Origin of the sequence: Salinibaculum salinum (assembly GCF_037645885.1) — an archaeon.
GTDB lineage: Archaea > Halobacteriota > Halobacteria > Halobacteriales > Haloarculaceae > Salinibaculum > Salinibaculum salinum.
The window spans coordinates 30,219-53,022 of the sequence record NZ_JBBENW010000024.1 but is presented as its reverse complement, the minus strand read 5'-3'; the positions used below and the strand labels follow the sequence as shown (position 1 = coordinate 53,022).

General features: G+C 61.3%; 21 protein-coding genes and 2 rRNA genes. 10 read left to right on the top strand and 13 right to left on the bottom strand.

Going from position 1 to position 22,804, the window contains the following annotated elements:
• The 4 genes from WDJ60_RS16970 to WDJ60_RS16955 all read left to right on the top strand — a co-directional run.
• Nucleotides 1-388 (top strand): 23S ribosomal RNA (locus tag WDJ60_RS16970); the annotation flags it as partial.
• Between the two features lie 161 nt (nt 389-549).
• Nucleotides 550-671: ribosomal RNA gene (rrf, locus tag WDJ60_RS16965) — 5S ribosomal RNA — on the top strand.
• A 121-nt stretch (nt 672-792) separates the two neighbouring features.
• Entirely contained in the window at nt 793-969 is a 177-nt protein-coding gene (locus WDJ60_RS16960; RefSeq protein WP_340101887.1) for a hypothetical protein, read from the top strand.
• Nucleotides 970-987: 18 nt separating this feature from the next.
• Nucleotides 988-1,602: a thermonuclease family protein gene (locus tag WDJ60_RS16955; RefSeq protein ID WP_340101886.1), complete on the top strand. Its 615-nt coding sequence runs from the start codon at nt 988-990 to the stop codon at nt 1,600-1,602.
• On the opposite strand, the gene WDJ60_RS16950 is transcribed toward WDJ60_RS16955, so the two are convergent.
• Genes WDJ60_RS16950 through WDJ60_RS16940 form a run of 3 tightly spaced genes read right to left on the bottom strand, consistent with a single transcriptional unit; the run spans nt 1,603 to nt 3,763 of the window.
• Nucleotides 1,603-2,172, bottom strand: coding sequence for a DUF7524 family protein (locus WDJ60_RS16950; RefSeq protein WP_340101884.1), 570 nt, complete (start codon nt 2,170-2,172; stop codon nt 1,603-1,605).
• A gap of 24 nt (nt 2,173-2,196) precedes the next feature.
• Entirely contained in the window at nt 2,197-2,391 is a 195-nt protein-coding gene (locus tag WDJ60_RS16945) for a methytransferase partner Trm112 (protein ID WP_340101882.1), read from the bottom strand.
• A 40-nt stretch (nt 2,392-2,431) separates the two neighbouring features.
• Complete coding sequence (locus tag WDJ60_RS16940) at nt 2,432-3,763, bottom strand: adenylosuccinate synthase (RefSeq protein WP_340101881.1); 1,332 nt, start codon at nt 3,761-3,763, stop codon at nt 2,432-2,434.
• Between the two features lie 278 nt (nt 3,764-4,041).
• Between WDJ60_RS16940 and WDJ60_RS16935 the strand changes: the two genes are divergently transcribed.
• Complete coding sequence (locus tag WDJ60_RS16935) at nt 4,042-4,347, top strand: hypothetical protein (protein WP_340101880.1); 306 nt, start codon at nt 4,042-4,044, stop codon at nt 4,345-4,347.
• Here WDJ60_RS16935 and WDJ60_RS16930 read toward each other — a convergent pair.
• Nucleotides 4,344-6,896 (bottom strand): DUF7527 domain-containing protein, encoded by a 2,553-nt coding sequence (locus tag WDJ60_RS16930; RefSeq protein ID WP_340101879.1) that lies wholly within the window; start codon nt 6,894-6,896, stop codon nt 4,344-4,346. The genes WDJ60_RS16935 and WDJ60_RS16930 overlap by 4 nt on opposite strands.
• Before the next feature lie 116 nt (nt 6,897-7,012).
• Here WDJ60_RS16930 and WDJ60_RS16925 point away from each other — a divergent pair, with 116 nt between their 5' ends.
• From WDJ60_RS16925 to WDJ60_RS16910, 4 genes are all read left to right on the top strand, one after another.
• Nucleotides 7,013-7,444: a DUF7541 family protein gene (locus tag WDJ60_RS16925; RefSeq protein ID WP_340101878.1), complete on the top strand. Its 432-nt coding sequence runs from the start codon at nt 7,013-7,015 to the stop codon at nt 7,442-7,444.
• Between the two features lie 39 nt (nt 7,445-7,483).
• Nucleotides 7,484-7,789, top strand: coding sequence for a DUF6684 family protein (locus WDJ60_RS16920; RefSeq protein WP_340101877.1), 306 nt, complete (start codon nt 7,484-7,486; stop codon nt 7,787-7,789).
• A gap of 179 nt (nt 7,790-7,968) precedes the next feature.
• Complete coding sequence (locus tag WDJ60_RS16915; RefSeq protein ID WP_417750474.1) at nt 7,969-9,885, top strand: cytochrome c oxidase subunit I; 1,917 nt, start codon at nt 7,969-7,971, stop codon at nt 9,883-9,885.
• A 214-nt stretch (nt 9,886-10,099) separates the two neighbouring features.
• Entirely contained in the window at nt 10,100-10,369 is a 270-nt protein-coding gene (locus WDJ60_RS16910; RefSeq protein ID WP_340101875.1) for a DUF7520 family protein, read from the top strand.
• A 2-nt stretch (nt 10,370-10,371) separates the two neighbouring features.
• On the opposite strand, the gene WDJ60_RS16905 is transcribed toward WDJ60_RS16910, so the two are convergent.
• From WDJ60_RS16905 to WDJ60_RS16875, 7 genes are all read right to left on the bottom strand, one after another.
• Complete coding sequence (locus WDJ60_RS16905) at nt 10,372-11,982, bottom strand: long-chain-fatty-acid--CoA ligase (RefSeq protein ID WP_340101874.1); 1,611 nt, start codon at nt 11,980-11,982, stop codon at nt 10,372-10,374.
• 87 nt (nt 11,983-12,069) lie between these two features.
• The gene (locus WDJ60_RS16900) at nt 12,070-12,864 is read right to left on the bottom strand and encodes a CBS pair associated ParBc domain-containing protein (RefSeq protein WP_340101873.1); all 795 of its coding nucleotides are present in this window, start codon (nt 12,862-12,864) and stop codon (nt 12,070-12,072) included.
• 39 nt (nt 12,865-12,903) lie between these two features.
• On the bottom strand, nt 12,904-14,409 hold the full coding sequence (locus tag WDJ60_RS16895; RefSeq protein ID WP_340101872.1) for a DHH family phosphoesterase: 1,506 nt from the start codon (nt 14,407-14,409) through the stop codon (nt 12,904-12,906).
• 62 nt (nt 14,410-14,471) lie between these two features.
• Nucleotides 14,472-14,900 carry an HTH-type transcriptional regulator LrpA1 gene (gene lrpA1 / locus WDJ60_RS16890; RefSeq protein ID WP_340101871.1) on the bottom strand — a complete coding sequence of 143 codons (429 nt, stop codon included), beginning with the start codon at nt 14,898-14,900 and terminating at the stop codon, nt 14,472-14,474.
• A 116-nt stretch (nt 14,901-15,016) separates the two neighbouring features.
• Nucleotides 15,017-15,955: a thiamine pyrophosphate-dependent enzyme gene (locus WDJ60_RS16885; protein ID WP_340101870.1), complete on the bottom strand. Its 939-nt coding sequence runs from the start codon at nt 15,953-15,955 to the stop codon at nt 15,017-15,019.
• A 2-nt stretch (nt 15,956-15,957) separates the two neighbouring features.
• The gene (locus WDJ60_RS16880; RefSeq protein ID WP_340101869.1) at nt 15,958-17,856 is read right to left on the bottom strand and encodes a 2-oxoacid:acceptor oxidoreductase subunit alpha; all 1,899 of its coding nucleotides are present in this window, start codon (nt 17,854-17,856) and stop codon (nt 15,958-15,960) included.
• 291 nt (nt 17,857-18,147) lie between these two features.
• Nucleotides 18,148-20,001: a glycosyltransferase family 39 protein gene (locus WDJ60_RS16875; protein WP_340101868.1), complete on the bottom strand. Its 1,854-nt coding sequence runs from the start codon at nt 19,999-20,001 to the stop codon at nt 18,148-18,150.
• A 156-nt stretch (nt 20,002-20,157) separates the two neighbouring features.
• Here WDJ60_RS16875 and WDJ60_RS16870 point away from each other — a divergent pair, with 156 nt between their 5' ends.
• Complete coding sequence (locus WDJ60_RS16870) at nt 20,158-21,177, top strand: sensor histidine kinase (protein WP_340101867.1); 1,020 nt, start codon at nt 20,158-20,160, stop codon at nt 21,175-21,177.
• 63 nt (nt 21,178-21,240) lie between these two features.
• Here WDJ60_RS16870 and WDJ60_RS16865 read toward each other — a convergent pair whose 3' ends face one another.
• On the bottom strand, nt 21,241-21,609 hold the full coding sequence (locus WDJ60_RS16865; RefSeq protein ID WP_465269249.1) for a DUF7522 family protein: 369 nt from the start codon (nt 21,607-21,609) through the stop codon (nt 21,241-21,243).
• Between the two features lie 529 nt (nt 21,610-22,138).
• Nucleotides 22,139-22,738, bottom strand: coding sequence for a cupredoxin domain-containing protein (locus WDJ60_RS16860; RefSeq protein WP_340101865.1), 600 nt, complete (start codon nt 22,736-22,738; stop codon nt 22,139-22,141).
• Nucleotides 22,739-22,804: the final 66 nt, after the last annotated feature.

Below are 22,804 nucleotides of genomic sequence, written 5' to 3'. Positions count from 1 at the left end.
ATGTCGGTTCCCTCCATCCTGCCCGTGCAGAAGCGGGCAAGGGTGAGGTTGTTCGCCTATTAAAGGAGGTCGTGAGCTGGGTTTAGACCGTCGTGAGACAGGTCGGCTGCTATCTATTGGGGGTGTTTTGGTACCTGACGGGAACGACCGTATAGTACGAGAGGAACTACGGTTGGTCGCCACTGGTGTACCGGTTGTCCGAGAGGGCACTGCCGGGTAGCTACGCGACACGGGGTAAGAGCTGAACGCATCTAAGCTCGAAACCCACCTGGAAAAGAGGTACCGTCGAGGTCTCTCGTAGAAGACGAGTTCGATAGACTCGGGGTGTACGCACCGAGGTAACGAGGTGTTTAGCCCGCGAGAACTAACTGACCGAAGCCACCATTCATACGCATAGGACGCACTGACCCGTTGATTCGGGTTCAGGCGTAAACTGGATTGCACGTACATATTGGTTTGACCGACACATGGTATTCCGGACGAGCGTCCGGAGCCCGGGAGACAACTTCTCCCGGTGCAGCATTGTGGTTCGAATCCGCAAGTCGGCGTTAAGGCGGCCATAGCGGCGGGGTTACACCCGTACCCATCCCGAACACGGAAGTTAAGCCCGCCAGCGTTCCGGCGAGTACTGGAGTGCGTGAGCCTCTGGGAAATCCGGTTCGCCGCCTCTCCTCATACCGCGGTGGCCATTCCACCGCACTCATTCATTACCCCCGAACAGTGACAACGCTGTTCGGGGGTTTCTGTCGTCGCAGACCACACTTATCCGCTCGCAGACGCAACGGGTAGGCAATGGGACTGTTCAACGACCTCGGCAAGAAATTCGAGAAACTGAAGCAGACGGCCGAGTCGTCGGCCGACGGTGAAGCGACACACGGGTGCAAGGAGTGTGAAACGCTGCTGTACACTGACTACGACGAGTGCCCCGAGTGTGGCAGCGACAGCGTCGTCCCGGTGCGCCAGGACTGAGTCCATTTCGGCCTCCCTATGACAGCTGCACTCCGAGTCCTGTTTCTCCTCGTTCTCGTTGCGCTCGCCGGGTGTACCGTTGGCATCACTGATTCCCCAGCAGCCGACGCGGAGACACCTACACCCGGGACGCTGCCAGATGCCAACGGGACGAATCTCACCCTCCCGTCCGCAGAGCGCGTTTCGGTCGAGGTGACGAACGTCGTCGACGGCGATACGATCGACGTGCGTCTGCCCGACGGGAGCGAAGACACCGTTCGACTGCTGGGTGTCGACACGCCGGAGGTCTACGCCGACAACAGTCCCACGGAATTCGAAGGTGTCCCAGACTCTGAGGCGGGTGCGGAGTGTCTCCGTGACGCCGGCGAGGACTCGACGGCCTACGCCACCGAGCAGCTGGAAACAGGGAACATCACGCTCGTCTTCGACCCGAACGCCGACCGCCGCGGCGGGTACGGTCGACTGCTCGCGTACGTGACTGTCGATGGCCGAAATCTCAACTACGACCTGGTAGCGACGGGTCACGCGCGGGTCTACGATACCGACTTCGGATTCCGAGATAGTTTCGACGCCGCAGAACAGCACGCGCGAGACCACCAGCGTGGGCTCTGGCGCTGTCAGCGCGCCGGGTAATCACTCGACGAGCAGAAAGTACGTCGCGACGAGGACGCCGGCGAGTACCACCAGCGACCCGAGGGTGACCAGCAGGTCGCCGATGATCAGTGCGGTGAGGGCGGCGACGAGAAGAGCGACCCCGCCGAGGACGAGCACGGGCAGCTCCGGTCGTGCGAGGCTCGTCTCGGGCTCCGGTTCGGTCTCGCGGGGCTGTGGCTGGGCGAGCGACTCGTCGACTTCGACCGTCTTTCGCTCTTCGACGGGGGGTTCGAGCTCCACGTCAATCCAGCGCGTCTCGGCGCCGTACGCCGAGGCGACTTTGAGCCGGCCGAAGACGCCGTCGTCGGGGAGTCGGTCGGTGTCGACGGTGACGCGGACAGCGCGCTGGGACTCGCCCTCGACGTAGTGATTCGAGGCGTCCATGGTCGCCACATCCGAGAGTGCGTCGTCGAGGTGGAGGTGGACGTGGAGCGACTCACCGTGATTGACGAGCACGACGTCGAACGAGCGACTGGCCTCGAAAGACGCTGGAACCTCTAATGCGTGGAGATTCTGGCGGCTCACGTGGACGGGAAGCTCGTCTGGCACGGTTTTGTCGTATGAGAGTCGACGTCAGGCGGGCGCTTCGTCGCGCATATCCGGCGGCAGGAGGTTCGGAATCCCGTCTTCGATGGGGTAGGCCTCTCCACACTCCGTACAGACGAGGCGGCCACTGAGAATCTCGCCGTCGTCACGCTCGTCGACCTCCAGTTCGAGGTCGTGCTTGTCCACTGGACAGCACAGGATATCCATGAGTTCCTCTTTCATATACAGGTCCAGGGAAGGGCGATAGAAAAGCGTTTGCAGTTTACTGCTCGAACGGCCGCTCGAGCACGATAGATTCGCTGCGGTCCGGGCCGATGCCGACAGTGTAGATGGGCGTGTCCAGTTCCTCACTGAGGTAGTCAAGATATGCCTGGGCGGTGTCGGGCAACGCGTCGTACCCTTTTTCGGCGACTGCCTCCCAGTCTTCCTCGGGCCAGCCGTCGAACGTCCGGAAGACGGGGTCACACTCGCCCCACTTCTCGGTCGTCGGTGGCATCGAGTAGATGGTCTCTCCGTCGAGTTCGTAGGCGTGACCGACTTTCACTTCGTCCAGTCCGGCCAGCACGTCGAGGTGGTTGATCGCGAGACCAGTAAATCCACTCGCGCGCGTAGCGTGACGGAGCATCGGCACGTCGAGCCAGCCGACGCGACGCGGCCGCCCCGTGACGGTACCGTACTCGCCACCTTCTTCGCGGATGTACTCCGCAAGTTCTTCCTGCTCGTCGTCGCCTTTCAGTTCTGTCGGGAGCGGACCGGTGCCGACTCGAGAGAGGTAGGCTTTGACGATGCCGACGATTTCGCCCTGGCCGACGGTAGTGGGACCGAGACCGGTGCCGGTACAGGCCCCGCCAGCGGTGGGGTTCGAAGAGGTGACGTAGGGGTAGATTCCGTGGTCGATGTCGATGGACGTCCCCTGTGCACCTTCGAGGACGACGTTGTCGCCGTCGTCGACGGAGTCTGCGAGGAACTCGCCGGCGTTGACGGTCATGCCCTCCTCACGGAGGCGACGGCCGTACTCGCTGAACTCCTCGTGGAGGGCGTCGATGTCGAACTCCTCGCCGGCTTCCATGCCGAAGACGTCCTCGACGAGTGCGCGTTTCTGGGGGACGACGTATTCGAGTCGGTCACGGAACACCTCTGGGTCGAGCAGATCCCCGATTCGGATGCCCCGGCGGCCGGCCTTGTCTTCGTAGGTGGGGCCGATACCGCGGCCGGTCGTGCCGGCTTCGAGGTCGTCGTCGCTCTTTGCCTCTTCTTCGATGCCATCGAGAACGCGGTGGTACGGCAGAATTGCGTGTGCGCGCTCGGCCACGCGAACGTCAGGGTCGAGTCCGCGCTCACGGAGCGTATCGAGTTCGTCGAAGAGCGTCCGCAGATTGACGACACAGCCATTGCCGAGGATACCAACCTTGCCTCGGATGGCGCCACTCGGCACGAGCGAGAGCTTGTACTCCTCGCCCTGGTGGACGACGGTGTGACCGGCGTTGTCGCCGCCCTGGTAGCGCGCGACGACGTCCGCCGCGTCGCCAAACAGGTCGACGATACCGCCCTTCCCTTCGTCTCCGAGCTGTGCGCCGACGATTGTAACGGTCATCAAAGCGACGTTCCGCCTATGGTGGTAAACAGATTACGGTCCTGCCCGGACCGACCTCGGACCACACAGTTTAAGTTCGGCCTATGTCAAACATTGTGGTGCTAACAGTAAACATGGTACTGGCTCTGGCTGGCGGTCCCCCCTGATACGGCTCTGCCACGCCAGACCAAACCAAGACATTGATTACCAGTAAAATCCAACCAGTGGAGTGAAAGACCCGGAAAACGGCTGCACCGACAGCAACCTTTAAATCCGGGCAATACAAGTTAACAATTGCCATGATAGATAGACTGGAGAAAGAAGTCGACATGCTGGAGCGCCATCTGCAGGTGCTGCGGATGGTTATCGAAAGCGAACCGATCGGTATCGTAAAGATGTCCAACGAGACAGGCTACCCTCACCACAAGGTCCGATACTCCCTCCGCGTTCTCGAGGAAGAGAACCTCATCGAGCCGTCGAGTCAGGGTGCGATTACGACCGAGGAGACTGAGGAGTTCGTCGAGGACCTCGACGAGAAGGTCGACCATATCATCGAGAAACTCGAAGGGATGAAAATCGAGAGCGTCGCGGAAATCGAAAGCTAGAGTTCCGGTACTTCGAGGTGGAAGTTCTGGTTTCGCGCTTCGACCAGACAGAGGTGGTAGCCGCGTTTTCTCGAGAGGTTCACGAAGCTCTTTCGCTTGTCTCGACTTAGAATGCCGCCGCGAGTCGCCTCTGCGACCGTTTCGAGGGCTTCCGGCTCGAAGAAGCTCTCTGTGACCAGAAACGCCGAGGCGAACTGATCGCTCGTCTGCCCGACGCGTTCCGCGGCCGTGATGAGTCCCTCCATCATCGATTCGGACGCGCCCTGCCGTGAGTTGTTGATGTTTGCCACCAGCAGCGGGTCCCCCATCCGTTCGCGAAAGACCACGTCGAACGTCTCGGTCGACTCCGTCTCCTGCCCGCCCTCGCTGACGGTGACGGTGACCGCACCGTTGAGTTCGACCCGGTTTATTTTCGGGAGCGCGTCGTAGAGGTCGCCCAGCGTCTCCGTGTGGCCGGTACTCTGAATTTCGAACAGGAGGTCCTCGACTACCCAGCGGACGAACTTGTAGGCGATCGTGTCTTCCAGAAACTCGTCGTACTCACGTCCACCGACGGCGGAGACATCGGCGTCGAACTGCGTGTGTTTCTCTAACCGGAGATTCTCGGTGACATCTGTCTTTACCGCCCCGCTGTCGTGGGCTTTCTCCAGGGTCGCATCCCCCTTCGAACGGTATCGAACAAAGATGTCCGTCCCCGTCAGTGCCTCCTGGGGGGTCATTCGCTGTTGTGCGTTCGTCGCCGCGCCGAGTTCTTCCTCCAACTGCTGCAGGTCCCGCTCTAACTTCTCGACTTGATTCTCCAGTTCGTCGCGTTCCGCTCTGACCTGCTCCAGTTCCTGACGAACCGACTCGCGTTCCGTCTCTGCGGTCTCCAGGTCCGACTTCAGACGCTTGATCTCCGTTTCGCGCTCCGTGAGCAGGTTCTGGAGCTCCTCGATTCGTTCGCTGACGGACTCGTCTGTGTCTGTTTCCTCCCCTTGAGTCTCCTGTTCTGGTTGATCTGGCTCCACTGTGGCCGGTTTCTCCGTCGTGGTCGAGTCCTGCGACGGTACCCTGGACCGGTCCTGCCGGGCTACCGACTGTTCCTCTGACTCGCTCGATTCTTCCGCGGTGCTCGTCGATTGGTCTTTCTGCGGTGTCGACTCGACTGGTTCGGCGGTCTGGGCTGCCCCGTTGGTCTCTGCATCTCTCTCCCGTCCCGGTGCGTCGCGACGCGGCTCGCTCGCCCCGCTGCGCGTGCTGGTCCGTTCGGGATCCAGTGAGGGAATTGCACGCGTCTCTAGCGATCGGGGGGCACCAACCGCCGATTCGCCGTCGTCCGGACGCTCCGTCGTCGGCGTCGGTGGCACATCCTGCTGTGGCTCTGTTGGCGCTGCCGGCTCCGTCCCATCGTGGCCTGAACCGCTCCCGGTCGAACCGGTCTGCTCCGGTGTCGACTGGGGTACCGTCTGCTCCGGTGTCGTGTCGTCCGCCTCACTGAGAGTCGGCGTGTCGGTCGCACCGCTCACCTCGGCCGTCTGACCCCGGGAGTCGACGTGCTGGCCGGTCTCGGAGTCTCCGGTTTCTGCCTGCTCGGTCCATTCGACGCTAGATTCCTCTACGCCCGTCTCGGAACTCCCGTCTCGTTCTGGCTCCGGGGTTGCGGGTCCGTGGTCAGCGTCCGCCCCGGACTGGTCGAGCGCGGGTTCCGGGTCGTTCACGTCTGGACTGGGGGTTTGCGTGTCCTCTTCGGTGTCGACCACTGCCTCGCTCGGTTCGGTATCTGCTGTCGCTGTCTGCTCGGTGACCGCTGACTCCGGGCTGACCGCCGATTCGTCGTCGACGGGTGTGGGCGGTTCATCGTCGACAGGTGTCACTGGTTCGTCGGTTGACTGTGTGGATTCGTCGTCGGCCTCGGTCGCTGTCGCCGCCTCGATGACGGTTTCTGCCGACTCGGTGTCCGCAGCGTCTGGGTCGCCGTCGGGAGCGCCCGCCACCATCGGGTCGGAATCGTCCGGTTCGGGCTCGGGCGGTTCTGGAATCTCGACCGGTTCGATGTCGACCGGTCGAACCTCGAAGATGCCGACCTCGTCGTCGGCCCGCTGGAAGGCTTCGTCGTCGGTCAACAGTTGCTCGGCGTTGCCGACGTAGGCGACGCTCATCGAGCGTCCCTGATGGTAGACGAGATAGTAGTCACCGCTGAGGACGTTCTCCGAGAGTTCGACGTAGCCGGTGAACTTGCCGTCTTCGAGTGTCCGGTCGACCTCCGAGATGCTGGTCTCTTCGCTGTAGTACTTCGCACGGACCTCGTCGCTTCGCTCTTGCATGACCGCGAGCAGCGGGAGGGCATCGGTCGGTGCGTCGTAGACCGTTCCCGAGGCGTCCTCGAAGTCGTCTATCGAGCCTCGGTGGATTCCGACGACGGTCCCTTTCGTCATGTACAGTTCCGCGCCGCCAGCCCGAACGGCGCCCGAAAACTCCGAGTCGGCGAGGTTCTGCAGTTCCCGATACCCCCCGCTGAACGGTCGTTCGGTCCAGTTGTCGACACGTTCTGTCACGGGAGTACTCATTGGTTCACACCAGGCCGATGCGGGACTAATACTTTGTGGGCCGTCAGACGCACCCAGGCTCGGATGTGCGTCGGACGAACGACGGACCTTTGATTCTTGATTCCGTACGTATGCGTATGTCTGACGAGTACGACGATGTCGGCGAGGTCCAACCGGGGTTGAGCGACCAGTACCGGAAGGCCAGTCCGTGGCCGATGCTGGTCGCGCTCGGCTTCGTCATCTCGGAGGTCGGGGTGGTCCTCGGCCTCTTTCCCGTCACTGTCGGCGGACTGCTCCTCTTTGGCGGCACCGTCTCGGGCATCCTGAGCGAGTCGGGGTACGTCGAACAGACCTGGCGGTCGCTCGTCGCCTTCGGCGTCTTTTTGCTCGCGCTCGGGGCACTGACCATCGGTCTCAACATCGACCCGAGCGCGCTCTCTGTCGATGCGTTACTCGATACCGCACGACCGTTCGTCTACCGGGGCAGCGCTATCGCCGCTTCGGGACTCATGCTCGTCGCCGTTGGCGCGACACTGCGGCTCACCAGTCCGTCGCGTCCGTCGCCGTGAACCAACACGCTATTTACGCCCTCCGTTCAATAACCGAGTATGTCCGAAAAAGTCTTCGACCGTGAAACCCTGCTGGACCTCACGGTCAACGTCATTCCGTTCGGCATTCTGGTCATATTCTTCGTGGGATACCTCCTATTCAGTCCCTGGGGCTTCGACAGCGTCATTTCAGGAATCCAGCTCGCTATCATCGCCGTCTTCGGTATCGGGCTGATGATTCTGACCTACTATTCGGGTGCCGCTGTCTCGAAGGCGGAGATGCGCACCGAAGCGGCGCTCGAAGCCGAAGAAACCGCCGAACTCGAATCAGGCGACGAAACAGACGGCGAAGAAACTCCAGAATAGCTGCGTTACTCTATTGCCGACTCGTCCAGTTGAGCGGATTTTCGGCCGGTTCTGACTCTCCTCTCTTAAGCAAGCCGAAGCTGTTCGGAACCCCCCCGGAAGGCGGAACCTAAGCTTTGATAATCCTGTGGTCCTGAGAAACGTCCATGGCTGCAGAACAACTTCTGTTGACGGGGCTGATGGGCGTCTTGCTCCTCGTCGTTATCGCCCTTCTCGGGCGCGTCGAGGACTGGCGCTCGTACACGCCACTTGCCGGCGGTGGCGCGTACGGCGGTGACTCAGCTCACGTTCACGAGGAGAAGCCGGCTGGGCTCATCCGCTGGCTGACCACGGTCGACCACAAGGACATCGGGCTGTTGTACGGTACCTACGCTATCATCGCCTTCGCGGTCGGAGGACTGATGGCCGTCGGTATTCGGCTTCAGCTCATCACACCCGAGGGAACCGCGTTCGGAAATCAGTTCTACAACGCTATCCTGACCAGTCACGGCATCACGATGCTGTTCCTGTTCGGGACGCCGATTATCGCGGCGTTTGCGAACTACTTCGTCCCGCTGCTCATCGGCGCGGACGACATGGCGTTCCCGCGTATCAACGCCATCGCGTTCTGGCTGCTTCCGCCGGGTGCGATACTCATCTGGGCGGGCTTCTTCCTCGAACCGCTCACTGGCGGCACCATCCAGGCGGCACAGACCTCCTGGACGATGTACACGCCGCTGTCGGTCGAGCAGGTCAACCCCGGTGTGGATCTCATGCTCCTGGGGCTGCACCTCACCGGTGTTTCGGCAACGATGGGGGCGATAAACTTCATCGCGACAATCTTCACCGAGCGCGGTGACGACGTGAACTGGGCGAATCTCGACATCTTCTCGTGGACGATTCTCACCCAGTCAGCGCTCATCCTCTTTGCATTCCCGCTGCTCGGCAGCGCGCTCGTCATGCTGCTGATGGACCGCAACCTCGGCACCCTCTTTTTCGCACAGGAGGGCGGCGGTGCCATGCTCTGGCAGCACCTGTTCTGGTTCTTCGGTCACCCCGAAGTGTACATCCTCGTGCTCCCGCCGATGGGGCTCGTGAGTCTCATTCTGCCGAAGTTCGCCGGCCGGAAGCTCTTCGGGTTCAAGTTCGTCGTCTACTCGACGCTCGCTATCGGTGTCCTCTCGTTCGGTGTGTGGGCCCACCACATGTTCTCGACGGGGATGGACCCACGCTTGCAGGCGTCGTTCATGGCTGTCTCTTTGGCAATCGCGGTGCCGAGTGCAGTCAAGACGTTCAACTGGATTACGACCCTGTGGAACGGGTCTCTCAGACTGACGACGCCGATGCTGTTCTGTATCGGCTTCGTCTCTAACTTCATCATCGGCGGCATCACCGGTGTCTTTCTGGCATCGGTGCCCGTCGACCTCATACTCCACGACACCTACTACGTCGTGGGTCACTTCCACTACATCGTCATGGGTGTGATCGGGTTCGGTGCCTTCGCCGGCATCTACTACTGGTTCCCGGTCTTCACCGGCCGGATGTACCAGAAGAAACTCGGCAAGGCACACTTCTGGCTCTCGATGGTTGGGACCAACGTGACGTTCTTCGCGATGCTCCTGCTGGGCTATCTCGGGATGCCCCGGCGGTACGCGACTTACGAGGTTGCGGCCGGTGTCGCGCCGCTCGACCTGCTGACACTGAGCCATCAGGCTGCAAGCGTCGGCGCGCTCATCCTGCTGATCGGTCAGATCATCTTCGTCTGGAACTTCGCCCAGTCGTGGCTCGAAGGTCCGGAAGTCGACGAGGGTGACCCGTGGGACCTCGAAAAGACTGGTCAGAAGACCAAGGAGTTCCAGTGGCACGAAGATCGGATTTCGACGGCGCTGACCGACGGCGGTTCCGAGAGCGGAGAGAGCGGAACCACGTCAGAGCTCCGCTCTGACGGCGGTTCCGAGAGCGAAGAAGAAGAGGTTGTCACTGACGGCGGTTCCACGAGCGAAGAGAGCGGAACTTCGTCAGAGCTCCGCTCTGACGGCGGTTCCGAGAGCGAAGAAGAAGAGGTTGTCACTGACGGCGGTTCCACGAGCGAAGAGAGCGGAACTTCGTCAGAGTAACACTCTGACGGCGGTTCCACGAGCGAAGAGAGCTGGACGCAGTTGATTTTCGCGGCGCGGATGTGCTACGCGTTAAAGATGAGGACGATACCGGTGAGGAACATCATCAGCGCGATACCCCCAAGGACGAGCATCAGCAGGTCTTTCTCGGACATACAGACGATACGGTGGCAAACGTGTAAAGCCTATTCGTCTGCGAATCCAACACTCGCCTGTGACAGAGACATCCGAGTGGCGGGGCCAACGGTTCGTGCTGGTGCTGTACGTGATATTGGTCGCTCTGGCGGGAACGTTCGGGTTTATTATCGGACTCGTCCGTCCGAAAGACCTCGACCCCAAACTCTTCATGCTCGTGGACTTGCCACCAAACGCGGTCGGGATGGCGCTGTACGGCGCGCTGACGATCGGGACGATTCTCGGTGTGTTGTTACTGGCTGTGCGCTACATCGCTAACGAATACGACACCGTCGAGAATAGAGGGTAGCCCTACCCCTGGCCGACCATCCGGTCTTCGTCGTCCCACTCCTGCTCGCGGAGTTCGTACTTCTGGACCTTCCCGGTCGCCGTCGTCGGGAGTTCCTCGACGAACTCGTACCGGCGGACAATCTTGTAGCGTGCGAGTCGGTCCGCGGTGAACTCCTTGAGGTCGTCGCTGGTGACGCCCGGATTCTCGGAGTCACCGCTCTCGGGGACGATGAACGCTTTGGGCGTCTCACCCCACTCGTCGCTCGGGGCGGGAATGATGGCCACGTCGGACACGTCGGGATGTTCGAACAGCGTATCTTCCAGTTCGATGCTGGAGATGTTCTCCCCGCCGGAGATGATGATGTCTTTCTTGCGGTCCTGGATGGCGATCATGCCGTTCTCGTCGACGGTCGCGAGATCGCCCATGTGGTAGTAGCCCTCGACGCGGTCGTTGAACGCCTCTTCGGTGGCCTCGGGCTTGTTCCAGTAGTGGTCCATGACCTGATTACCGCGGACGACGATTTCGCCGATTTCAGCGTCATTCCAGGCCACGTCGGTGCCGTCCTCGTCGACGACGCGCACGTCGGTGCCGTGGACGCCCATCCCCTGGCGTTTCTTGATGTCGAAGCGGGTCTCGTCGTCGATGCGGCGCTTGTTGTCCGACATCGTCACGAGCGGCCCGGTCTCGGTCGCGCCGTAGAGGTGTTTGAGATACCAGCCGAAGTCGTCTTCTACCTCGCGGATCGTCGCTTCCGGTGGGGCGGAACCGGCCGTGGTGACGCGCACGTCGTTGGCCCCGCTCATCGCCGGCTGGTCGTTCTTGTTGTAGTAATCGATGAGCTGGTTCAGGACCGTCGGTGCCGCACAGAGGAAGGACACGTCCTCGGTCGTGACCGTCTCGACGATGTCGGCGGGGTCGACGCCGCGCGTACAGACGTGTTTCGCGCCGACGCCGCTGACGGCGTAGATGTGGCCCCACCCGTTGACGTGGAACATCGGGAGCGTCCACAGATAGACGTCGTCGTCGGTGAGCTCGTGGTACATCGTGACGATGTACGCGTGGAGCGTCTCGGTCCGGTGGGTCCGACAGACGCCTTTCGGGTCACCCGTCGTTCCGGAGGTGTAGTTGATGGTGATGACCTCGTCTTCGGCCATCTCCGGTCGGTCGTAGTCGGCGCTGGCGGCGTCGAGGACTGCATCGAACTCCTCCCAGTCACCGTCGACAGCGTCGGCGTCGTTCGTGATGAACGTCTCCGTCGGAACCTCGTCGCGGATTGCTTCGATCTTGTGTGCGAAGTCGTAGTCGGCGTAGATTGCGTCGACGCCGGCGTCGTCGAGGATGTACTCGTAGTCTTCGGGGATGAGTCGGTAGTTCAACGGCGTGTGGACCGCGCCGATCTGCATCGCGCCGTAGGCGGCTTCGAGATGATAGTGCGTGTTGGGGTCGAGAATAGCGACGCGGTCGCCCTTCTCGATACCGCGTGCCTGCAGTGCGGCCGCAAACCGATCGGAACGCTCTCCCAGTTCGTCGTACGTGTACCGTTCGCCTGTCGTTGCGACGACGGCTTCCTGGTCACCGTAGTATTTCCGTGCCCGGTCGAGGAATTCAGTTACCAGTAGTGGCTTCTCCATAGCTCAATGGTTTTCACCCCCGTCAAAAAGCACACCGGCTAGTTATCTTAAATTGAGAATCGTGAGGGTAGCGACGCAGTCCGGTCGCTACTCCTCTTGCAACCGTTGTGTCGTCTCGATGAGTGGATGGTGGGCGTAGTCGACGGCGTCGATGTCCGAGATCGATTCGAGATTCTCCTTCTCTGCGGTCTTTGCCATCCCGAGGTCGACGGGTTCGTCGATGACGATGACGTAGGCGTCCATCTCTTCGATGCCGAGCCGGCTCGCCGCTTTCACGCGGTGGTGGCCGTCGGCGAGCAGGAGTTCCTGCCCGGTATCGATAACGACGAGCGGCTCTGCGAGACCCCGCTCGAGTTCGTAGCGTCTCCCTTCGAGTTCGTCGGCATACACTTTGCTCTGAGTCGGTGTGAGTTTCGCCAGCGGAACGTCCTGTCGTTCTTCGCGAGCGGCGACACCGTGGATATTCTCCAGCGTGCGCATCAGCTTGTCGACCTTTCCGGGCGTCGCCCGCTCGATCTGGCTCCGGATGACATCCGCATTCGAGATGATGCCGACGAGGTTTCCCGCGTCGTCGACGACGGGCAAGCGACGGATGCCCGACCGGAGGATGACGCGAGCAGCGTCGTTGATTTCCATGCCAGGATGAGCGACCAGTAGGTTTGTCGTCATTACCTTGAAAATCGGCTCGTGGTCATCTTCGAGCAGGAGATCGCGGGCGCTGACGAACCCCTCGACGTGGCGGCCGTCACAGACCGGAAATCCGCTGTGTTCGTCACTTTCGGCGATACGCTCGGCCACGTCCCTGACGGTGTCGTCGGGCGAGACCGTTGCCACGTCGTGCGTCATGTAATCTTGGACGGTCGGCTTCCCCTCGTCTGCCATTACTCACACTGATGGGTCGGGACCGCAAAAGCCTCCCGGCTACTCGCTCCCGGGCTCCTCCTCGGCATCCGTCGGGAAGTCTTCGTCGGGGACGAGATACTTGTCGGCGTTGAGACTGCCGGGGTAGATGTCGACGACAGTCTGTTCTGCACGGTTGTCCAGTGCTTCGAGAAAACGTCCGTTGACGACTTCTTCGACGATTTCGCGGATCGATTCTTCACGCTCTTCGACGGACTCGAAGACACCCAGCGTGATCTGTGCACCCGCCATGTCGGCATGGCCGCCGGCACTGCCGATACGACCGAAGGCGTCACGGAGCACTTCGCCGAGGTCGATGTCGGTTCCTCGTGAGCGCGCCGAGACGTAGATTGTTCCCTCACGGAACCCGTAGACGACCGTCGTCGATACGTCTTCCAGCGTCAGCAAGCGGTCGGCGGCCTGCGCGAGCGCGTCTCTGTTCGTGAGTTCTCCGACACAACTCAACAGGACAGTCCCTTCCTGAGTGCGATTGGCGATGGCACTGGCGATGATCTCGAAGGTATCCGCGCTGATGCTCGGTGATTCGATCCGTTCGAGCATTCCCAGGTCCGCTGCCGGGAGCAGTTTCGCAGCCGCCTCGAAATCCGCCTGCACCGCTTCCCGAGTGAACTCCCTCGTGTCGACGCGGATGCCAAAGAGCAGTCCAGTTGCCACTGCATCGGTGAACTCGATGCCAAACAACTCCAGATAGTCGACCAGGAGCGTACTCGTCGCACCGACGTTGCTCTGCAGGTCGACGAACCGCGCCTCGACAGGTGCGCGCGGCGGATGGTGATCGATGACGATATCCACGGGAAGTTCCTCCGGTAGCTGGTCGTTGACGCCGGGTCGCGAGTGATCCACGAGTGCGAATCCGTCGAACTCCTCGAGGCTCTCCCCCGGGGAGAGGTTCCGGAGGTCGAAATCCAGCAGATTGACCAACGCGCGGTTTTCCTGGTGGGTAATATCGCCATAGTAACAGATATCCACTGTACAGCCCTTGGTCTTCGCGAGTCGACCGAGTGCGACGGCGCTGGCGATGGCGTCCGGGTCGGGGTTGTCGTGCATGACGACCGCCAGTCGGTCGATACTCCGAAGTACGCGACCGAGCTGGCGCTTCTGGAGTCCGTCGTCGCCCACGCGTTCGAGTAGCTGATCGGCCACGGCCGCCGTCGGGTCGACAACTCTGTCTGCAAACTGTTCTAACTGGTCTCGCTGGCTGGTGTCTCCGTTACTGACGTAGGCAACGAGCAACGCGTCGGGCGCAACTGTGCGGGCGGCGCGCGCGGCTGCTACGTTGACTGCGGGGTCGTCGTCGGCGACGAGAATGGTGTCGACTGGCAGTTTCTCGCGGAGAGCGGACTCGTCCGTCGGGTCGGCTGCAGTGGCCGCGATTCCGCTCCCGACGAACGTCTCGACCCGACTCTCGTCGGTGGTGAGAACTTCGAGCGTGCCCGGCCGGTCGGAGAGCGTCTCTGCGAGTCGATCTCCGAGCGATCCACTCCCCAGTACCAACCGGTCGAGCATGTAGTCGTCTTCCGGAGTGCGTCCCCTAAAAGGTCCGGCTTTGCCGCGCCCACCGTCGACCGTTACTTGAGTCGTTCCTGCAGGAAAGACGGGTGTGCAGCAGCGACGCCGTCGATAGATTTGATTCCTTCGTTGATGATGTCTCCGAGTTCGTCACCATCGCTGGCGCGGACCTCGGCCATCAACATGTGATCTCCGCTGGACGTGTACAGCGCCTCGATCGCGTCCAACTCCTTGAGTTTGCGGGTCACTTCGACGTAGTGTTCGCTCTCGACGTCCACGCCGACGATTGCAATCGACTGCCCGGCGAGTTTCTTCGGGTCGATATCCGCTGAATACCCGACGATAACACCTTCCTCTTCCAGTTTCTGGATGTACTTTCGAACCGTCGGCTTGGAGACGCCTGCCCGTTCTGCAATCTCCGCATACGACGCCTGTGCATCATCTTCTAACACCGACAGAATTTGCTCTTCGGTGGGCTCGGCACTCATACTACTTCTTTTTGCTCCGATGAAAAAATATCTTCCGAACCGCAAAACATCATCCAGACCGGACGAAGCCAGTGTCAGATGTCGCGTGCGGGCCGGTCGCAGATCGGCAGTCGCCCTCAGGTATGGCGTTCGATGAGTTTGTCGGCGGTGCGCTCCCACTCTGCGTCCTCGTCGAAGTACCGCTCCGCGAGGGGTTCCTCGGGCATCTCGCCGACGTCGCGTTTCTCCTCGCCGTAGGAGAGTCGGTTCTCGTCGTGGTAGAACCGACCGGTGAGGACTTCACCCTCCCAGAGTCGGGATTCGGCTTCGTACATCATGTCGGCCGCTTCCCGGCGGTCGGTGATGTCGAAGTCGAACTCGTCGTCGTTCTGGATGTCGGTGTAGGGGACGTACTCCTTTGCGTCCTTGTTCCAGGTGGGACACTGGGTGAGGAAGTCGACGTGGGCGAAGCCGTCGTGTTCGATGGCTTCGACGAGAATCTCCTTGGCCTGGCGGGGGTTGACTGCTGCCGTTCGGGCGACGTAGGAGGCACCCGAAGCCAGCGAGAGCGAGAGGGGTCGGACGGGGTCCTTGGCGCTCCCGTGTGGCTGGGTTTTGGATTTGTGCCCCTTCGGGCTCGTCGGGGAGGTCTGGCCCTTCGTCAGCCCGAAAATCTCGTTGTTGAACACGATATACGTCATATCGTGGTTCTCGCGGGCGGTGTGCATGAAGTGGTTCCCGCCGATCCCGTAGCCGTCGCCGTCACCGCCGGCCGCGATTACTTCCAGGCCGGGGTTTGCCAGCTTTGCTGCGCGTGCGATTGGCAGTGAGCGACCGTGAATCGAGTGGTAGCCGTAGCTCTCGAAGTACGAGGAGAGTTTCCCCGAGCAACCGATGCCGGTCACCAGCAGCGTCTCGTCGGGGGAACGGCCGATCTCGGGCATGGCCTGTTTCAGCGCCTTCAGCACGCCGAAGTCGCCACAGCCCGGACACCACGTCGCCTGCGGCTCAATACCGGGTGTGAAGTCTTCCTGGTCGATTTCGCTGTCGTCGTCGATTGCTGAGAATGTACTCATGGTTAGTCACCTGCCGCGGGAACGTATTTGACGTTCTGTCCCGCTGGCTGGTTGCCGTCGAGTGTCGATTCGAATCCCTCGACGATTTCGCCGGGTTCGAACGGTTCGCCGTCGAATTTCAACAGACTGGATAGCTTCGGCCCGAAGCGACCGAGCTCTTTCTGCGTCAGTCCGCGGAACTGTCCGCTTGCGTTCATCTCGACGACCAGACACTCCTCGACGCTCTCCAGGAACGCCGTCACGTCTGCCTCGGGGTACGGCATCAGGTCGCTGACGCCAATCGCTTTCACCGAGTGGCCGAGATCGTTCAGCCGGTCGACGGCCTCGAAGACGGTGTCCTGCTGGCTGCCCCAGGTCAGGATACCGTACTCCGCGTCTGCCGGGCCGTGGTAGGTCTGATTCGACTCCTCTCGGTCGTCCAGACTCTCACGAATCAGATCGAGCTTGCCGAGCCGTCGCTCGACCTGTGCCACGCGGTTGTCGGGATCTTCGCTGATGTGGCCGGTCGGCTCGGACTCGTTGCCCGTCGCGAGGAAGCGGCCGTCCTTCTGGCCCGGAACCGTCCGGGGGTTGACGCCGTCTTCGGGGTCGTGGGCGAACCGCTGGAACTTCCCGGACTTGTGGTGGGCGGCCTCTCGAATCTCTTCTTCGGAGAGCGTCTTGCCCGTCGATGGGTCCGGCTCCCGGTCGAAGAAGCTCTTCGGGACGTTCCGTACTTCGCCCTGTATCTTCTGGTCGTAGACGACAATGGCCGGTAGCTGGTAGTCGTAGGCGAGTTCGAACGCTACTCGCGTCTGTTCGTACGCCTCCCGGATGTTCGCGGGAGCGAAGACGACGCGGTTGGAATCGCCCTGGCTCGTGTAGAGGACGTGTTCGAGGTCGGATTGCTCGGTCTTCGTCGGCATTCCCGTCGACGGTCCGGCTCGCATCGCCTCCACGAGGACGACCGGGGTTTCGGTCATCTCTGCGAGACCAAGCGGCTCGCTCATCAGTGCGAAGCCACCGCCCGAGGAACCACTCATCGCTTTGACGCCAGCGTGAGAGGCCCCGAGTGCGAGTGCCGCGGCGGCAATCTCGTCTTCGACCTGCTCGGATATCCCCCCGAACTCGGGGAGATTCTGGGTCATGATGGTGAACACGTCCGTCCACGGCGTCATCGGATAGCCCGAAATGAACCGACAGCCGGCGTCGAGCGCGCCGTACGCGATGGCGTTGCTGCCGGTCAGCATCGCCTGCTCTTCGTCGTGACTGCCCGTGGGGACGCGGAGCTCGTGTTCGCCGTTGGAGAGCTCCTTTGCTCGCTCGTAGGCCGCATCGAGGATCTCGATGTTGGCCTCCATTACCTCGCCCGACATGGCCTCCTGGATGAGGTCCTCGAAGTGTGTGGGGTCCATGCCGATGAGGGCTGCCGTTGCGCCGACGCCCGCGGTGTTGCGCATCACGTCGCGGCCGTGTTCGCGCGCAATCTCCCGCAGGTCCATCGGGTAAACGTGCCAGTTGTTCGCTTCCGCTCGTTCCTCCAGCTCTGTCTGTGCGACTTCTTCTTCATCGAGCTGGCCGGTATCGTAGACGATGATACCGCCCTCGTTCAGGTCGTCGAGGTTCTCCGTCAGCGGTTTCAGTTCCTCGTTGCCGTAGTAGGCCCCTTCCTGTGGATTCCGGGCGAAACTGTCGCCCAGACACAACAGGAAGTTGAAACCGTCGCCGCGCGAACGCACGGGCTCGTCCGATGCCCGTACCTCGACGTACGTGTGGCCGCCACGAATCCGCGAGGGATAGTGGCGGTGAGTGAAGATGTCCAGTCCTGCGCGCATCAGCGCCTTGGCGAAATTCTGGCTTGTCGAATCAATGCCGTCACCGGAGCCACCGGCGATTCGCCACATTAGTGTGTTTGCTGTCATGTGTAGGTCCGTGGCCCCGCCTGTGCTGGTGTCTGACAGTCGGTGTCCGCCGAAACACTGACGGCGGACCCGGGACTACAGACACCGGCGTGGGTGCCGTATCTGTACACAGGACCGGTCGGAACTAAAGACTTATCACGATGAATAATGATTATCGTTACCAATCATCGATGATGGACAGACGGCGCGTGTATATGGACAGCTGACACGTCCTCGGACGACCTGACTGTCACCGTCGAATCGGTGATTTGGAGACTCTCTCTGTGGGGTTTCAGCGTTCCTGGTGTGTCATCAGCCCGCAGACCCGGTACACTGTCCGGTCCGTTCGAGGACGACGGTGTACTGGTTTTCTCCCAGATCCTGGGGGTCGCCGTACTGGATAGTCCGTGGATAGACGCCGACGCGGCCGAGGTTCCACCACCAGCCGCGCGGCTCGGGGTCCTGGCTTTCCAGGAACCACGGTCGCGGGCCGAACGTCCCGGCAATCCGGTAGGGGTACGTCTCCTCCGCGAGCAGGTCACCGATATACGCGGCCAGTTCCGGGTTCGACATCGCCTGGGCGCGCACGCTGTGGTTCTCCGGGGCGAGGTAGTAGAGCGCGCCCGGATACGTCAGCGACACGTATTCGGGACAGCGGTGCGGCATCGCGCGCATCCACTCGCTCCGTCCCGGTTCGACCCGTTCGCCGTCGATGACCATCGTCCGGTTGGTCGGCTGGTTGACGGTCATTCCGTGCGGAACTGCGGCCTCCTGTGGGTCGTACTCGTAGGTTTCGACCGTCGCGTCGTCGGGCGCGTTGGCTGCCAGCCAGTTCGTCGCCTGGTCGCGGGGCTCTGCGACGTACCCGGCGACGCCGACGGTCGTGTAGAGCCCGCTCGTCACGAGCAGTACTGCAACCAGTGCGCGACCGGCGGTCCTGTGGGAGTCGATGAGTCGACGCAGCGCGAGGACGACAAGCACGAGGAGTATCGGAACGGTCGGAAACAGGTGCGTCGAGCGGATGTACTCCCACTGGAAGAAGACAGCCAGCCAGACGCCCAGTCCCACCAGCGCGAGAATACTCCCCTCTGATTCCAGCGACCGCTTTCGGATGCGTGGCACGGCTGCGATGACGCCTCCGACGAAGGCGACGGCCATCGGTATGCCGACGCTGTGGAGATACCCCCGAAGAATCCACCACCAGCTGGGTTGGTTCCGCCAGCCGTGGGTGTCCTGTTTCGTCGAGACGCCGCGCGCGAATCGGTCGACGACCACGTCGAACCCACCCGCGAACGAACTCGGATACCCCGCGACGAGCGTGACCACACCGAGTCCCAGCGCACCGACGAAGAGTTTCGGTTTCCAGAGGGCGGTTGTCCAGCGGTCCTCACTGCGACGCGCACGCAACAGGTACGCGACCCCGAGGAAGATTGCGGAGACGCCCATCGAGAGTTTGACTGCGGTGGCAAAGCCGCCGACGGCCGCGCCGGCAGCGAAGTGAAACGGCTCGCCGGACTCGACGTAGCGGATTGCCAGATAGAACGACACCAGCAAGAAGAACGTTCCCGGTCCGTCCTCGCCGGCTTCGTGGATGAGTATCTGGAACACCCAGCTGAGCGTCAGAAAGAGCGCCATGAGTCGTCCCGCCGCCCGGTCACGCAGCGTCGTCCCGATGCGATACATCACGTAGACGCTGGCGACACCCAGCGCGACGTTGACAGCGCGCGCGAGGACGATGCTCCACGTCCAGACCCACGCTGGCGTCTGCTGCCAGTGGTGCCAGTAGCTGACGATTTCGCGGCCCGACGGGGCGGCAAAGCGGTGGGTCGCGGCGTCGACGAACACCTCCATCTGCCCGTTCAGGAACGCCACCGCGACCACCGGTAGAAGTGCGATCGCGTAGAGGTAGAAGGTCCCGCCGTAGTTGCGCCAGGAGAGCAATCCTTCCTTGAATGAGTCGAGACTCGGGTCGGCGAGGACGTGACCGATGACTTCCATCGGGTCGATGACCCGCCAGCGCTCGTCACGGGTAGCGAAGTTCGGGACTCGGTGCCAGATACCGGCCAGTCCAAGCACGAGCGCGAAGCCGAGGATGTACACGAGATGGGGGTCTGTGGTGATGTCGTCGACGAACTGCCGTTTTGCGGCCCGCAGACGCCCTCTCATTCTCGACTGTCCCTCCGATTGCTGAATGAAAAAACCTGCCGAGTCGGCGGGACGATTCCTCACCGCTGGACACCGCTTTAATTAGGATGGCTGGCCAGTACCTGGTATGCGAGTAGCTCGTATTCCACTCAGCGTGGCTATCAGACGGTGGTCGAGGTGGATCTGAGACGATTGCTCGCCGGTGGCGTCGTTGCGGTGACCGGCGTTGGCGTGGCGTTGCCGAACGCAACGGCGTTGGCGACGGGCGACATCTACGAACTGGCAGCGACATCGCTCGGCGTCGTGCTCGGTCTCGCAATCGTCGGTGCGGCTGCGGTCCTCTACCGGAGTGACGTGTCCACCGCTCACGCCCTTCGAGTCGCTGGCTGGAACACGCTCGGCGTCGCAGTGCTCGGTTCCGTACTGTTGCTGGCGATGGAGTATCCCGGCGTCTCGCTGCCGACACCGATTGCTGCCTCGATACTCGGTGTGAGTGCCGTTGCGCATATCCTCATCGGGTTCAACGACGTGCGCCGCATCCGCGCGGGCGAACTCGCCCGCGAGCGGGAGAAACTGGCAGTGCTCAACCGACTGGCGCGACACAACCTGCGCAACCAGGCGCAGATACTGACCAGCGCCGGCGAACTGGTTGCCGAACATACCGCCGACGAGACGGGTCGTGCGGCTGCCGAGCGCGTTCAAAATGGTGCAGCGCGGATTGCGACTATCAACACCAAACTCAAACGGTTTCAGGATGTGACCGAACGCGATGCCCCACTCTCGTCGCTCGACGCCGCACGCGTCCTCGAAAGCGCCGTCGCCCCATACCGTGAGGTACACCCCGATATCGACATCGCTGTCGAGGCTTCCGACGGGCTCGCTGTCGAAGCGTCCGAGGACCTCGAAATCGCTCTCGACGAACTCCTGGAAAACGCGTTCGAACACGGCGACGCCGCCGCGACTGGGGTGACCATCAGTGCGACGGCCGACGGAAATCAGGTCGAACTCACCGTGTCCGACGGCGGTCCCGGAATCCCCGACCACGAGTGGCAGGCGGTCTCCGGTGAGACGACACAGACCCAACTGGAACACGCGAGCGGGCTCGGGCTCTGGGTCGTCAAGGCTGTCGTCGAGCGTGTCGATGGCGATTTCCGGCGCAGCGATGGCGGTATCACGATGTCTGTGCCCCAGGCTTGAGTACGACTGGTGGGCGGTCATTGACTCCCGGTTGAGAACCCATTGCGCAGTCCGGTTCCCGAATCAGATCTGCTCTCGGCAGCCGTCGATGAACGACTTCAGCCGTGAGCCGACCCGCGGTTCGACGCTCAGCAGAATACTGTGGCAGTTTTCGTGGGGGAACTGGAAGATGTAGGCGCTGTCGTGGTAGTGGATGACCGTCGCTTTCTCGCCGATTGGTGCACCTTCCCAGTCGTTCGTCTCCGCGTTCATCTCAATTCGGAATGACTCGGCCACCGACTCGTACTCGTCTGGACTGTAACTACCTTTCAGGTCGTCACGGAGGTGCAGAATCTCGTAGCCGTCGTCGTAGAGGATCAGAACCGTGCGTAACGCGTCGTCCACCTGCCGTCTCGCATACTGGACGAGCCGGTTTCCCGTATTCTGGGGCATAACAGGAGCGTCTCTCTTGTTTGACGTGAAGTACCACGGGCACGGTGGCCCGTGGCTTCGCCGTGGTCTCTGGCGTGGAGCCAGCGAAACGACCGGTGGCGAATTTAATTCCGCCCGCACTCGTCTCTGGAGAGACTTGCGTGGAACCGGTAACACCCGAACACACCGGAAGTGCCACCGCAACAGAGGTCGTCTGTTGCTGCCGTGGCGGGTGTCTCCGTGGGCGTCCGCCCCCTCACGTGGGCGCGACACAGGCCCGGCGCACCGCGTCTTACCCCGAAGTGGGTGCGCGGGTTTTGCGAGGCCGATAACGTGGGTTCCAAACTGGTGTAGGGCGTCCCAGTCCTTAAAAACAGGGACGCAGCCGAGCGTACGCGCTTCACCCCTGCCCACGGTGGGGCGGGGAACTCGCGCTGCTTTCCATTTAGAAACTACGTCCTTGTTGAACCCCTCAGCAACTGGGAGGACCGGACTGCTGCATACAGAGGTTAAGTTCAGCAGACAGCCCGGTCAATATCAAATTACAAATTTATTCCTCCCAACTAGACAATACCTGTAGTTTTCCTACCATGTCCTCTCTAGCCCCGGATTCGTGGTCGGTACAGAATTCTTCACCGCACGTAATCTCGTACTCTGTATCTTCCCCAGATTCGTTAAATTCGACTGTGACTTCAACGATCTCCTCGGATGGTATTTTAGCATTTATATTCTTATTTTCAAGGGTGAATGCATGTGTTATATCCCGTGAGGTCATGTAAAAGGTTACCACGCTGTTTTCGGGCACTTCGATCGGATCGATCGATCCTGGTCTGTATATATACATCATAGCTTCTACGGCAACAGCATACTCATCACCCTCGACGTGGGTAGCCCGTGGATTCTGATACTGTTCAAAGAGCTCATGATCAGAAATATTTTCTGGATCAACTTCTGCTACCACCTCTCCATCAGTTGGCTCCTCCTCGTCGGTATCCTCTGGCTCCTCCTCGTCGGTATCCTCTGGCTCCTCCTCGTCGGTATCCTCTGGCTCCTCCTCGTCGGTATCCTCTGGCTCCTCCTCACCAGTACAACCAGCTACTCCGGCTATTGCCATAGTCCCGAAACCGGTCAAATACTTCCTACGTTTCATGGTTGCTACATGTTATACAGTATATTCTATATAACTTTTATTCCATATCTCGCTTACTTCATCTCA

What these genes read in the sequence shown, in the direction of transcription:
- WDJ60_RS16960 (WP_340101887.1), top strand. Translation starts at nt 793, where the DNA reads ATGGGACTGTTCAACGACCTCGGCAAGAAATTCGAGAAACTGAAGCAG.
- WDJ60_RS16955 (WP_340101886.1), top strand. Translation starts at nt 988, where the DNA reads ATGACAGCTGCACTCCGAGTCCTGTTTCTCCTCGTTCTCGTTGCGCTC.
- WDJ60_RS16945 (WP_340101882.1), bottom strand. Translation starts at nt 2,391, where the DNA reads ATGAAAGAGGAACTCATGGATATCCTGTGCTGTCCAGTGGACAAGCAC.
- WDJ60_RS16940 (WP_340101881.1), bottom strand. Translation starts at nt 3,763, where the DNA reads ATGACCGTTACAATCGTCGGCGCACAGCTCGGAGACGAAGGGAAGGGC.
- WDJ60_RS16935 (WP_340101880.1), top strand. Translation starts at nt 4,042, where the DNA reads ATGATAGATAGACTGGAGAAAGAAGTCGACATGCTGGAGCGCCATCTG.
- WDJ60_RS16930 (WP_340101879.1), bottom strand. Translation starts at nt 6,896, where the DNA reads ATGAGTACTCCCGTGACAGAACGTGTCGACAACTGGACCGAACGACCG.
- WDJ60_RS16925 (WP_340101878.1), top strand. Translation starts at nt 7,013, where the DNA reads ATGTCTGACGAGTACGACGATGTCGGCGAGGTCCAACCGGGGTTGAGC.
- WDJ60_RS16920 (WP_340101877.1), top strand. Translation starts at nt 7,484, where the DNA reads ATGTCCGAAAAAGTCTTCGACCGTGAAACCCTGCTGGACCTCACGGTC.
- WDJ60_RS16915 (WP_417750474.1), top strand. Translation starts at nt 7,969, where the DNA reads ATGGGCGTCTTGCTCCTCGTCGTTATCGCCCTTCTCGGGCGCGTCGAG.
- WDJ60_RS16905 (WP_340101874.1), bottom strand. Translation starts at nt 11,982, where the DNA reads ATGGAGAAGCCACTACTGGTAACTGAATTCCTCGACCGGGCACGGAAA.
- WDJ60_RS16900 (WP_340101873.1), bottom strand. Translation starts at nt 12,864, where the DNA reads ATGGCAGACGAGGGGAAGCCGACCGTCCAAGATTACATGACGCACGAC.
- WDJ60_RS16895 (WP_340101872.1), bottom strand. Translation starts at nt 14,409, where the DNA reads ATGCTCGACCGGTTGGTACTGGGGAGTGGATCGCTCGGAGATCGACTC.
- lrpA1 (WP_340101871.1), bottom strand. Translation starts at nt 14,900, where the DNA reads ATGAGTGCCGAGCCCACCGAAGAGCAAATTCTGTCGGTGTTAGAAGAT.
- WDJ60_RS16885 (WP_340101870.1), bottom strand. Translation starts at nt 15,955, where the DNA reads ATGAGTACATTCTCAGCAATCGACGACGACAGCGAAATCGACCAGGAA.
- WDJ60_RS16880 (WP_340101869.1), bottom strand. Translation starts at nt 17,856, where the DNA reads ATGACAGCAAACACACTAATGTGGCGAATCGCCGGTGGCTCCGGTGAC.
- WDJ60_RS16875 (WP_340101868.1), bottom strand. Translation starts at nt 20,001, where the DNA reads ATGAGAGGGCGTCTGCGGGCCGCAAAACGGCAGTTCGTCGACGACATC.
- WDJ60_RS16865 (WP_465269249.1), bottom strand. Translation starts at nt 21,609, where the DNA reads ATGCCCCAGAATACGGGAAACCGGCTCGTCCAGTATGCGAGACGGCAG.
- WDJ60_RS16860 (WP_340101865.1), bottom strand. Translation starts at nt 22,738, where the DNA reads ATGAAACGTAGGAAGTATTTGACCGGTTTCGGGACTATGGCAATAGCC.